Here is an 11,541-nt window from a genome sequence, read left to right as displayed (position 1 = left end):
CCGCCCCCAGTCAACCCCCTGAAATCAATTCAAAGCATCAAGCAAAGCCTGATTCATCTCCGGCGTCCCAACGGTAATCCGCAGGAACTGCGCAATCCGCTCCTGCTTGAAGTGCCGAACAATCACCCCCTGCTCCCGAAGCCGAGCCGCGATCCCCGCCGCATCCTCCCCGGGATGCCGGGCAAAGATGAAGTTCGCCGCCGAAGGCAGCACCTCAAACCCCCGCGCTACCAACTCGGCAACCAACACCTCTCGGCTATCGATAACCTTGCGACAGGTCTCATCGAAATACTCACGGTCGTCAAACGCCGCCGCCGCCCCGACAATCGCCATGCGATCCAACGGATACGAGTTGAAGCTGTTCTTGATCCGCTCCAACGCCTCGATCAGGTCCGGATGACCAACCGCCAACCCAACCCGAAGCCCCGCCAGCGAACGCGACTTGGACAAGGTCTGGGTCACCAGCAGGTTGTCATAGCGATCGACCAGGCTGATGGCCGTCTCGCCACCGAAATCGATGTAGGCCTCATCGACCACCACCACCGAATCCCGGTTGGCCTGCAGCAGTTGCTCGACCGCCTCAAGCGGCAACAGGCAACCGGTCGGCGCATTGGGGTTGGGGAAGATGACCCCGGCATTAGGCTTGCTGTAATCCGAAACCCGGATCTGGAACTGCTCATCCAGCGCCACCTGCTCGAACGCGATACCGTACAGGCCGCAATACACCGGGTAGAAGCTGTAGCTCACGTCCGGGAACAGCAGCGGCCCACGGTCATGCTGGAACAGGCCGTGGAAGATGTGCGCCAGCACCTCGTCCGAGCCGTTGCCGACGAACACCTGCGCCGGCGTCACGCCGTAATACTCGGCCACCGCCTGCTTGAGCCGGTCACCGTTCGGGTCCGGATACAGGCGCAGGTTGTCGTTGAGCTCGCCACGCATGGCCTCCAGCGCCTTGGGCGACGGGCCATAGGGGTTCTCGTTGGTGTTCAGCTTGACCAGCCGCGCCAGCTTCGGCTGCTCGCCCGGCACGTAAGGCACCAGGTCCTTGACGAAGGGACTCCAGAATCGACTCATGCTCAGTTCCCCTTCTCGTTGAGGATGCGGTATTCGGCGCTGCGCGCGTGGGCGGTCAGCGATTCGCCCCGGGCCAGCACGGAAGCGGTGTGACCCAGCTCGGACGCGCCCTGCTCGGAGCAGAAGATGATCGACGAACGCTTCTGGAAGTCATACACGCCCAAGGGCGAAGAGAAGCGCGCGGTGCCGGAAGTCGGCAGCACGTGGTTAGGGCCGGCGCAGTAGTCGCCCAGCGCCTCGCTGGTGTGGCGACCCATGAAGATCGCGCCGGCGTGGCGAATCTGCGGCAACCAGGCCTGCGGGTCGGCCACCGACAGTTCCAGGTGCTCGGGAGCGATGCGGTTGGCCACCTCGATGGCCTGCTGCATGTCACGCACCTGGATCAGCGCGCCACGTCCGTTGATCGACTTCTCGATGATCTCGGCACGCTCCATGGTCGGCAGCAGCTTGTCGATGCTCGCGGCCACGCGATCGAGGAACTCGGCGTCCGGGCTGACCAGGATGGCCTGGGCGTCTTCGTCGTGCTCGGCCTGGGAGAACAGGTCCATGGCGATCCAGTCCGGATCGGTCTGGCCGTCGCACACCACCAGGATCTCCGAAGGGCCGGCAATCATGTCGATGCCGACCTGGCCGAACACATGGCGCTTGGCAGTGGCCACGTAGATGTTGCCCGGGCCGACGATCTTGTCCACCTGCGGCACGCTTTCGGTGCCGTAGGCCAGGGCCGCGACTGCCTGGGCGCCACCGATGGTGAACACCCGGTCGACACCGGCGATGCAGGCGGCGGCCAGCACCAGCTCGTTGACCTCGCCACGCGGGGTCGGCACCACCATCACCACCTCGGCCACACCGGCCACCTTGGCCGGAATCGCGTTCATCAACACCGACGACGGGTACGACGCCTTGCCGCCCGGCACGTACAGGCCGGCGCGGTCAAGCGGGGTGACCTTCTGGCCGAGCACGGTGCCGTCGGCCTCGGTGTACTGCCAGGAGTCCTGCTTCTGCCGCTCGTGGTAGATACGCACACGGTTGGCGGCTTTTTCCAGGGCTTCGCGCTGCACCGGGGTGATGCGGGTCAGGGCCAGTTCCAGGCGCGCGCGGTCGAGGATCAGGTCATTGATACCCTTGGCTTCGACACCGTCGAAGCGTTGGGTGAATTCCACCAGCGCCGCATCGCCACGCTCGCGCACGGCCTTGATGATGTCGAGCACGCGCTGGTTGACCGCGTCATCAGACACGCTTTCCCAGCTCAGCAGATGATCCAGATGTCGGGCGAAATCCTGGTCAGCGGCGTTGAGACGGGCAATTGCAGTGGACACGGTCATGGCGAGGGCCTCGTTATTAGCGGATGTTCAGGCGCCCTAAAGCTACCACTCCATCCGCGCGGGCACCTGAGAAAATTGGCTATGACGCGGATAGACGGGCGCGACAGCGGAGGTCGCGCGCAGAGGTCAGCCGCGGTGTCGCGATTCGACAGCGTTGCGCAGGGTGTCGATCAGGCTCTGGATACGGGCGTGCTGCATTTTCATGGAGGCCTTGTTGACCACCAGGCGCGAGCTGATCGTGGCGATCAGTTCCTGGGGCTCGAGGCCGTTGGCGCGCAGGGTGTTGCCGGTGTCGACCACGTCGATGATCTTGTCGGCGAGGTTGATCAACGGCGCCAGCTCCATGGAGCCGTACAGCTTGATGATGTCGACCTGGCGGCCCTGCTCGGCGTAGTAGCGCTTGGCTACGTTGACGAACTTGGTGGCCACGCGCAGGCGGCCCTTGGGCTCGGGCGCACCGGTCACGCCGGCGGTCATCAGCTTGCACTGGGCGATCTGCAGGTCCAGGGGCTCGTACAGGCCCTGGCCGCCGTATTCCATCAGCACGTCCTTGCCGGCCACACCGAGGTCGGCGGCGCCATGCTCGACATAGGTCGGCACGTCGGTGGCACGCACGATGAGCAGGCGGACATCATCCTGGGTGGTCGGGATGATCAGCTTGCGGCTCTTGTCCGGATTCTCGGTCGGCACGATACCGGCTTCGGCCAGCAGTGGCAGGGTATCGTCGAGAATACGGCCTTTGGATAGCGCGATGGTCAACATTGGAACGTCGGTCCTTAAGCAGCTATAGCCGGCCGGGCACAGGGCCCGACCGCAAAAGATTCAGGGCGCGTCCCTGCGCCGTACAGACGACTAGCCCGGTACGCGACGGATCTTCGCGCCCAGCATCTGCAGTTTTTCCTCGATGCACTCGTAGCCACGGTCGATGTGGTAGATGCGATCGATCAGGGTGTCACCTTCGGCGACCAGCGCCGACAGCACCAGGCTGGCGGAAGCGCGCAGGTCGGTGGCCATCACCGGAGCACCTTTGAGCGCCTTGACGCCAGTGACGATGGCGGTGTTGCCCTCGACCTGGATCTGCGCGCCCATGCGGTGCATCTCGTAGACGTGCATGAAGCGGTTTTCGAAGATGGTCTCGATCACCGCGCCAGTGCCTTCGGCGATGGCGTTGAGCGAGATGAACTGCGCCTGCATGTCGGTCGGAAACGCCGGGTACGGGGCGGTACGCAGGTTCACGGCCTTCGGACGCTTGCCGTGCATGTCCAGCTCGATCCAGTCTTCACCGGTGGTGATGTCGGCGCCGGCTTCCTTGAGCTTCTCCAGGACGGCTTCGAGGATGGTCGGATCGGTGTCCTTGACCTTGACGCGGCCACCGGTCACGGCAGCGGCGACCAGGTAGGTGCCAGTCTCGATACGGTCGGGCATGACGCGGTAGGTGGTCGGCTGCAGACGCTCGACGCCATCGATGGTGATGGTGTCGGTGCCGGCGCCCTGGATCTTCGCACCCATGGCAATCAGGAAGTTGGCCAGGTCGACCACCTCCGGCTCGCGGGCGGCGTTCTGCAGCACGCTGCGGCCCTTGGCCAGGGCGGCGGCCATCATGATGTTCTCGGTGCCGGTGACGCTCACGGTGTCGAAGAAGAAGTGCGCGCCGCGCAGGCCGCCCTCGGGCGCCTTGGCCTTGATGTAGCCGCCTTCGACGTCGATTTTCGCACCCATGGCCTCCAGGCCGCGGATGTGCAGGTCGACCGGACGCGAACCGATGGCGCAACCGCCCGGCAGGGCGACTTCGGCTTCACCGAAGCGGGCGACCATCGGGCCGAGCACCAGGATCGAGGCGCGCATGGTCTTGACCAGCTCGTAGGGAGCGACCAGGGTCTTGATGGTGCGCGGATCGATTTCCACCGAGAGCTTCTCGTCGATCACAGGCTCGATGCCCATGCGGCCGAACAGCTCGATCATAGTGGTGATGTCGTGCAGGTGCGGCAGGTTGCCGACCGTGACCGGACCATCGCACAGCAGGGTGGCCGAGAGGATCGGCAGCGCCGAGTTCTTCGCGCCGGAAATGCGGATCTCGCCGTCAAGGCGCGCGCCGCCAGTAATAATCAGTTTGTCCATACGTATCTCGCCGCCAAGTTGGCTCAGGTGCGCTCAGCCCAGGCTGCGCTGCTGAAGAATTTCATGGTTACCGCGTGAATGCTGCCGTTGGCGATCCACGGATTGAGGTGAGCATAGATCGCCTGCTGACGCTTGACCGGGCTCTGGCCGGCCAGCTCGTCGCTGATCACGTTCAACTGGAAGTTGCAGCCTTCGCCTTCAACTTCGACCCGGGTTCCCGGCAATTTCTCTTCCAGAAAGCTTTTGACTTCTACGGCCTGCATGCTCAACCTCGATCGGCGCCCAACGCGCGCGGGTCGGCCATCATACAAAAAAGCCCCTCGCCTGCGAAGCCCATGAGAGGGCGCGCTGACCGAGGGGCCTTTCCCGAACGGCAGGGCATCAGCCTGCCAGGACTTCATCGAGGTCATAGACCCCGGCGATTTCCCGCATATCCTCGGGAATACCGCGCAGTTCCCAGGTCTTGCCGGCCGCCTGGGCATCGCGCATGAAGCCCAGCAACAAAGACAGGCCGACACTGCTCGACTTCACCACCGCGGAGCAATCGAGCACCAGGCGCGGTTCGCGGCACGCCTCGACCAGCGTCTTGCCCTGCTTGCGCAGGGCCGGGCCGCTGCGGTAGTCCAGCACGCCGGCCAGGGCGAGGACGCCCGGCTCGGCCATGCTCACGGCGGCATCGCTCATTTGACTTCCTTATCCGGCGAGCTGTCCGCCGCTTCCTTGGCCTTGGCCACTTCGCCGGCCCAGCCGTCGATGGTCTTGTCCAGGTTGTTGCCGTTGCGCTGCATGGCGTCCTGGAACTGGTCGCGGAACAGCTTGCCGATGTTGATGCCGTTGACGATGACGTTGCGCACCTTCCACTCGCCATCGAGCTTCTGCATGGTGTACTGCACCGGATAGACCGCGCCGTTGGTGCCGGTGATCTTCATGCCGACGCTGGTGCGGTCGCCGTCCTCGGCCTTGGCCGGGTCGACGGTGATCCCTTGGTTGTTGTACTCCAGCAGGGCGTTGCCGTAGAACTGCATCAGGCTGCGCTTGAAGTTCTCCTGGAAGCGCTGCATCTGCTCGGGCGTCGCCTTGCGCGAATACTTGACGGTCATGATGCTCTTGGAAATGCCGTCGGCATCGACCACCGGGCCGAGGTTGCTGTTGAGCGCGTTGTAGAACGCCTCGGGGTTGGCCTTGTACTGCTCCTTGTTGGCCTTCAGGTCGCTGAGCAGCTGCGTGGTGGTGCCCTGGATCACATCACGGGCGGATTGCCCCGGCGCCGCCAGGGCCAGCAAGGGGAAGGCCGCCAGCAGAACCAGCAGGCCACGTCGCAGGATCGAAATCATGGAAACTCCTTAATTAGCCGGTTGTGCTTCTTTCGGTTCCTTGCCCACCGAGTTGAGCAGGAACTTGCCGATCAGGTCTTCCAGCACCAGCGCCGACTGGGTGTCGTGGATGGTGCTGCCGTCCTTGAGTACCGCGTCCTCGCCACCCACGCTGATGCCGATGTACTTCTCGCCCAGCAGGCCTGCGGTCAGGATCGAGGCAGTGGAGTCGGTCGGCAGGTTGTCGACATGCTTGTCCAGCTGCAGCGTGACCCGACCGGTGTAGGAATCGCGGTCCAGATCGATGGCCGTGACCTTGCCGATGGTCACACCGGCCATGGTCACTTTAGCTCTGACCGTCAAACCGGCGATATTGTCGAAGTACGCATAAACTTTGTACGTGTCGCTGCTCGGGCTGGCCGACAGCCCGCTGACACGCAGGGCCAGCAGCAGCAGCGCCAGGATCCCGGCCAGGAGGAACAGGCCGACACCGATTTCCAGGGTGCGGTTTTGCATCAGAAATCTCCAAACATCAAGGCGGTCAGAATAAAGTCCAGACCCAGGACTGCCAACGAGGCATAGACCACGGTCTTGGTGGTGGCACGGCTGATCCCTTCTGAAGTGGGCTCACAGTCGTACCCCTGGAATACGGCGATCCAGGTGACGACGAAGGCGAACACCAGGCTCTTGATCAGCCCGTTGATCACGTCGTCGCTGAACGAAACGCTGTTCTGCATGTTGGCCCAGAACGAACCCTCATAGACGCCCAGCCAGTCCACGGCGACCCATGAGCCGCCCCAGATGCCGACCACGCTGAAGATCAGCGCCAGCAGCGGCAGCGAGATGAAGCCGGCCCACAGGCGCGGGGCGACGATGTACTTGAGCGGGTCGACGCCGATCATCTCCAGGCTCGACAGCTGCTCGGTGGACTTCATGTTGCCGATCTCGGCGGTCAGCGCGGAGCCCGCGCGGCCGGCGAACAGCAAGCCGGTGACCACCGGCCCCAGCTCGCGCAGCAGGGTCAGGGCAACCATCTGCCCCACGGCCTGCTCCGAGCCGTACCTGGCGAGGATGCTGTAGCCCTGCAGGGCCAGTACCATGCCGATGAACACGCCGGACACGACGATGATCGCCAGCGACAGCACGCCCACCGAATACAGTTGCCTGACCAGCAGCTGGAAGCCACCGATGCCGCTGCGCCCGCCCAGCGAATGGCCGAGGAACAGGCACGAGCGTCCCAGCACGGCCAGCACATCGATGGCCGAACGGCCGAACAGACGGATACGTTCGAGTAAGGATTTTCTGCGCATCAACGCGTCCCCAGCAGATCGGCGCGGTAGTCAGGCGCAGGGAAGTGGAAGGGTACCGGGCCGTCCGGGTCGCCTTTCATGAACTGGCGGATGCGCGGATTGTCCGAGCCCATCAGTTCGTCCGGCGTGCCCTGCCCCAGCACCTGGCCGTCGCCGACCACATAGATGTAGTCGGCGATGCTCGCGGTTTCCGCGAGATCGTGGGAAACCACGATGCTGGTGATGCCCAGGGCATCGTTGAGCAGGCGGATCAGGCGCACCAGCACGCCCATGGCGATCGGGTCCTGACCGACGAACGGTTCGTCGTACATGAGGATCTGCGGATCGAGGGCGATCGCCCGGGCCAGTGCCACGCGGCGCTTCATGCCGCCGGACAGCTCGTCGGGCATCAGGTCGATGGCGCCGCGCAGGCCCACGGCCTGCAGCTTCATCAGCACGATGTCACGGATCATCTCGTCCGACAGCTGCGTATGCACCCGCAGCGGGAAGGCCACGTTCTCGAACACATCCAGGTCGGTGAACAGCGCGCCGCTCTGGAACAGCACGCCCATCTGCTTGCGCGCATCAAACAGGTCGCTGCGCGACAGCGCGGGCAGGTTCTGCCCGTTGACCCAGACCTCGCCACCGGACGGGCGCAACTGCGCGCCCATCAGGCGCAGCAAGGTGGTCTTGCCGCACCCCGAAGGCCCCATGATGCCGGTGACCTTGCCGCGGGGAATGCGTATGTCCACATTGCTGAAAATGCTGCGCGAACCGCGCTTGAAGGTGACGCCCTTCAACTCGACCGCGTAGGCGCTATCCACACTCATCTAGACTCCTTGCTAGTGCAGCCTCGTCATGTGGACGCCTGCCTTCATCTTGAAGGCACACAGGTCCCCTGCGGGCTGAATAGCGGCGAACTATAGCACCGCTGATAGGCCCGCCCCAAGGGCGTCCCCCCACTCGTTCAGGGCACAGACAGGCTGGCGCGGCATCCATATGACATTCGAAGGATGAGCCTTTCACACATTGCGGCTATAATCGCCGCCTTTTCATCAGGCATTGCGTTTCGACATGACCCAATCCAGCGAGCTGATCCAATCCGCCCAGCGCACCCTGCGCCTCGAACTCGAGGCCGTGGAGGCCCTGCTGGCCCGCATCGACGGTGATTTCGTCAAGGCCTGCGAACTGATCCTGGCCAGCAAGGGACGGGTCGTGGTGGTGGGCATGGGCAAGTCGGGGCATATCGGCAACAAGATCGCCGCCACCCTGGCCAGCACCGGCACCCCGGCGTTCTTCGTGCACCCGGCAGAGGCCAGCCACGGCGACATGGGCATGATCACCCGGGACGATGTCATTCTTGCCCTGTCCAACTCCGGCAGCACCGCCGAGATCGTCACCCTGCTGCCGCTGATCAAGCGCCTGGGCATCCAGATGATCAGCCTGACCGGCAATCCGGGCTCGCCCCTGGCCCAGGCCGCCGAGGTCAACCTCGACGCCAGCGTCGCCCAGGAAGCCTGCCCGCTCAACCTGGCGCCGACCTCCTCCACCACTGCCGCGCTGGCGCTGGGCGATGCCCTGGCTATCGCCCTGCTCGAAGCCCGCGGCTTCACCGCCGAGGATTTCGCCTTCTCCCACCCCGGTGGCGCGCTGGGTCGTCGCCTGCTGCTGAAGGTCGAGAACGTCATGCACGCCGGCGAGGAGCTGCCCCAGGTCAAACGCGGCACCCTGCTCAAGGACGCGCTGCTTGAAATGTCCCGCAAAGGCCTGGGCATGACCGTGGTCCTGGGTGACGACGGCAAGCTCGCCGGCGTGTTCACCGACGGTGACCTGCGCCGCAGCCTGGACCGCAACATCGACGTGCACAAGACCCTCATCGACGAGGTCATGACCGTCCACGGCAAGACCGCCCGCGCCGAGATGCTCGCCGCCGAGGCACTGAAGATCATGGAAGACCACAAGATCAGCGCGCTGGTGGTCGTCGATCAGGACGACCGCCCGACCGGCGCCCTGAACATGCACGACCTGCTGCGCGCCGGAGTGATGTAAATGAACCAGGACCTGATGCAACGCGCCAAGGCCATCAAGCTGGCGGTGTTCGACGTCGATGGCGTGCTCACCGACGGCCGCCTGTACTTCCTCGAGGACGGCAGCGAGTTCAAGACCTTCAACACCCTCGATGGCCACGGCATCAAGATGCTCATGGCCGCGGGCGTGACCACCGCGATCATCAGCGGGCGCAAGACCCCGGTGGTCGAGCGCCGGGCGAAGAACCTCGGCATCCCGCACCTGTTCCAGGGCCGCGAGGACAAACTGGTGGTGCTGGACGGCCTGCTCGCCGAACTCAATCTAAGCTATGAACAGGTCGCCTACCTCGGCGACGACCTGCCCGACCTGCCGGTAATCCGCCGCGTCGGCCTGGGCATGGCGGTGCACAACGCCGCGGCATTCGTTCGCCAGCACGCCCACGGCGTCACCCAGGCCCGCGGCGGCGAAGGCGCCGCCCGCGAGTTCTGCGAACTGATCATGCAGGCCCAGGGCACCCTGGACGCTGCCAACGCCCATTACCTGTAAGGCTGCCCATGCTCAGCAAGAAGATCAGAAATGTCGCGCTGCTAGGCGGGATCGCCGCCGTGCTGGTTGCGGTAGGCTATTGGAACATCAGCCCGGAGAGCTTCCTCGACCAGCCGCAGGCCCAGGTCGACCAGAGCGCCATCGACTACTACGCGATCAACGCCCACAGCCTGCAGTTCCTGCCCGACGGCAAGCTGCAGTACGAGATGACCGCCGCCAAGGTCGAGCACCTCAAGGCCAGCGAGGTTACCCTGGTGACCACGCCCGACCTGCACATGTACCGCGGCACCGAGTACCCCTGGCACGTGCAGAGCAAGCGCGCCGAGGTCAACCCGGACGGCACCGAGGTCGAACTGATCGACGATGTGCGCGTGGCGCGCACCGACGAGAAGCAACGTGAAACCATCATCACCAGCACACGCATGACCGTGTTCCCGCAGAAGCAATATGCGCAGACCGAGCAAGCCGTTAGAATCGACGGCGCCGGTGGCACGACTACGGGCAAAGGAATGAAAGCGTATTTGAAAGAAGGCAGGATGGACCTGCTCTCTAACGTAAGAGGACAGTATGAGGCTCGTTAAAACCATCCCCCTTCTGCTCAGCCTGGGCGTAGCACTGGGAAGCGCGAGCGCCTTCGCCCTGCCGAACGACCGTGACCAGCCGATCCGCATCCAGGCGGACAACGCCCACCTGGACGACAAGCAGGGCGTTGCCACCTATACCGGCGACGTGATCATCACCCAAGGTTCGATGATGATCAAAGGCAACACCGTGACCATGACCCGCGCCGCCTCCGGCGACATCGACGTGGTCACCTCGGTGGGCAACCTGGCCTACTTCGAGCAGCAGCAGAGCGCCGCCAAGCCCGACAAGATGAAAGGCTGGGCCGTGACCATCCAGTACCAGGCGCAGAAAGACATGGTGATCCTCACCGATCGCGCCAAGGTCGAGAACGAAGGCAACACCACCGAAGGCGAGAAGATCGTCTACAACACCAAGACCCAGGTGGCTACCGCCGGTCGCGGTGGCAACGTGACTGCACCACGTCAGCGCATCGACATGGTCATTCAACCGAAGAAAAAGGCCGAGTAAATGGCAACCCTCAAAGCCCAGCACCTGGCCAAGAGCTACAAGGGCAGGCAGGTCGTTCGCGACGTCAGCCTGTCCATCGACAGCGGCCAGATCGTCGGCCTGCTCGGCCCCAACGGCGCCGGCAAGACCACCTGCTTCTACATGATCGTCGGCCTGGTCCAGGCCGACCAGGGTCGGGTGCTGATCGACAGCCTCGACGTCAGCCACCAGCCCATGCACGGGCGCGCCCAGGCCGGCATCGGCTACCTGCCGCAGGAAGCCTCGATCTTCCGCAAGCTGTCGGTGGCCGACAACATCATGGCCATCCTCGAGACCCGCAAGGACCTCGACCGCGACGGCCGGCGCAAGGAGCTGGAAAGCCTGCTGCAGGAATTCCACATCAGCCACATCCGCGACAACCTCGGCATGAGCCTCTCCGGCGGCGAACGCCGCCGCGTCGAGATCGCCCGCGCCCTGGCCACCGCGCCCAAGTTCATCCTGCTGGACGAACCCTTTGCCGGCGTCGACCCGATCTCCGTCGGCGACATCAAGCAGATCATCCACCACCTCAAGAACAAGGGCATCGGCGTACTGATCACCGACCACAACGTTCGCGAGACCCTGGACATCTGCGAGACTGCCTACATCGTCAACGATGGCCAGCTGATCGCCGAAGGCGACGCCGAGACCATCCTGGCCAACCAGCTGGTCAAGGAAGTGTACCTGGGGCACGAGTTCCGACTCTGACCCGGCCTGCCCGGAGCACTGGCGCAAGCG

15 protein-coding genes are annotated in these 11,541 nt (G+C 64.2%); 5 read left to right on the top strand and 10 right to left on the bottom strand.

Going from position 1 to position 11,541, the window contains the following annotated elements; genetic code table 11:
* Positions 1-24: 24 nt before the first annotated feature.
* The 10 genes from hisC to VUG52_RS05130 form a co-directional block, all read right to left on the bottom strand.
* Entirely contained in the window at positions 25-1,074 is a 1,050-nt protein-coding gene (gene hisC / locus VUG52_RS05175; RefSeq protein ID WP_050704105.1) for a histidinol-phosphate transaminase, read from the bottom strand.
* A gap of 2 nt (positions 1,075-1,076) precedes the next feature.
* Positions 1,077-2,399, bottom strand: a complete 1,323-nt coding sequence (hisD, locus tag VUG52_RS05170) for a histidinol dehydrogenase (protein WP_050704104.1) — start codon at positions 2,397-2,399, stop codon at positions 1,077-1,079.
* Positions 2,400-2,525: 126 nt separating this feature from the next.
* Positions 2,526-3,161 (bottom strand): ATP phosphoribosyltransferase, encoded by a 636-nt coding sequence (hisG, locus tag VUG52_RS05165; RefSeq protein ID WP_011532429.1) that lies wholly within the window; start codon positions 3,159-3,161, stop codon positions 2,526-2,528.
* A gap of 90 nt (positions 3,162-3,251) precedes the next feature.
* Positions 3,252-4,517: a UDP-N-acetylglucosamine 1-carboxyvinyltransferase gene (murA, locus tag VUG52_RS05160; RefSeq protein ID WP_050704103.1), complete on the bottom strand. Its 1,266-nt coding sequence runs from the start codon at positions 4,515-4,517 to the stop codon at positions 3,252-3,254.
* Between the two features lie 23 nt (positions 4,518-4,540).
* A complete protein-coding gene (locus VUG52_RS05155) occupies positions 4,541-4,780 on the bottom strand; it encodes a BolA family protein (protein WP_028689666.1) in 240 nt (79 codons plus the stop codon).
* A gap of 118 nt (positions 4,781-4,898) precedes the next feature.
* Positions 4,899-5,201 (bottom strand): STAS domain-containing protein, encoded by a 303-nt coding sequence (locus VUG52_RS05150; RefSeq protein ID WP_050704102.1) that lies wholly within the window; start codon positions 5,199-5,201, stop codon positions 4,899-4,901.
* Positions 5,198-5,851 (bottom strand): MlaC/ttg2D family ABC transporter substrate-binding protein, encoded by a 654-nt coding sequence (locus tag VUG52_RS05145; RefSeq protein ID WP_050704101.1) that lies wholly within the window; start codon positions 5,849-5,851, stop codon positions 5,198-5,200. Before VUG52_RS05145 ends, VUG52_RS05150 begins: the two co-directional genes overlap by 4 nt.
* A gap of 9 nt (positions 5,852-5,860) precedes the next feature.
* Positions 5,861-6,346, bottom strand: coding sequence for an outer membrane lipid asymmetry maintenance protein MlaD (mlaD, locus tag VUG52_RS05140; protein WP_028689663.1), 486 nt, complete (start codon positions 6,344-6,346; stop codon positions 5,861-5,863).
* Positions 6,346-7,140: a lipid asymmetry maintenance ABC transporter permease subunit MlaE gene (gene mlaE / locus VUG52_RS05135; RefSeq protein WP_050704100.1), complete on the bottom strand. Its 795-nt coding sequence runs from the start codon at positions 7,138-7,140 to the stop codon at positions 6,346-6,348. The genes mlaD and mlaE overlap by 1 nt, the downstream gene beginning before the upstream one ends.
* A complete protein-coding gene (locus VUG52_RS05130) occupies positions 7,140-7,949 on the bottom strand; it encodes an ATP-binding cassette domain-containing protein (RefSeq protein WP_028689661.1) in 810 nt (269 codons plus the stop codon). Before VUG52_RS05130 ends, mlaE begins: the two co-directional genes overlap by 1 nt.
* A gap of 244 nt (positions 7,950-8,193) precedes the next feature.
* Between VUG52_RS05130 and VUG52_RS05125 the strand changes: the two genes are divergently transcribed.
* The 5 genes from VUG52_RS05125 to lptB are packed head-to-tail and all read left to right on the top strand — an operon-like array spanning position 8,194 to position 11,511.
* A complete protein-coding gene (locus VUG52_RS05125; protein WP_050704099.1) occupies positions 8,194-9,168 on the top strand; it encodes a KpsF/GutQ family sugar-phosphate isomerase in 975 nt (324 codons plus the stop codon).
* Complete coding sequence (locus tag VUG52_RS05120; protein WP_028689659.1) at positions 9,169-9,693, top strand: KdsC family phosphatase; 525 nt, start codon at positions 9,169-9,171, stop codon at positions 9,691-9,693.
* An 8-nt stretch (positions 9,694-9,701) separates the two neighbouring features.
* Positions 9,702-10,274, top strand: coding sequence for an LPS export ABC transporter periplasmic protein LptC (gene lptC, locus VUG52_RS05115; protein WP_028689658.1), 573 nt, complete (start codon positions 9,702-9,704; stop codon positions 10,272-10,274).
* The gene (gene lptA, locus VUG52_RS05110; RefSeq protein ID WP_011532418.1) at positions 10,261-10,785 is read left to right on the top strand and encodes a lipopolysaccharide transport periplasmic protein LptA; all 525 of its coding nucleotides are present in this window, start codon (positions 10,261-10,263) and stop codon (positions 10,783-10,785) included. Before lptC ends, lptA begins: the two co-directional genes overlap by 14 nt.
* Positions 10,786-11,511, top strand: a complete 726-nt coding sequence (lptB, locus tag VUG52_RS05105) for an LPS export ABC transporter ATP-binding protein (protein WP_011532417.1) — start codon at positions 10,786-10,788, stop codon at positions 11,509-11,511.
* Positions 11,512-11,541 lie beyond the last annotated feature (30 nt).

This window comes from Pseudomonas sp. LH21 (genome assembly GCF_036549575.1).
Classification (GTDB): Bacteria; Pseudomonadota; Gammaproteobacteria; order Pseudomonadales; family Pseudomonadaceae; genus Aquipseudomonas; species Aquipseudomonas peradeniyensis.
This window is presented reverse-complemented; position numbering and strand designations above follow the sequence as displayed.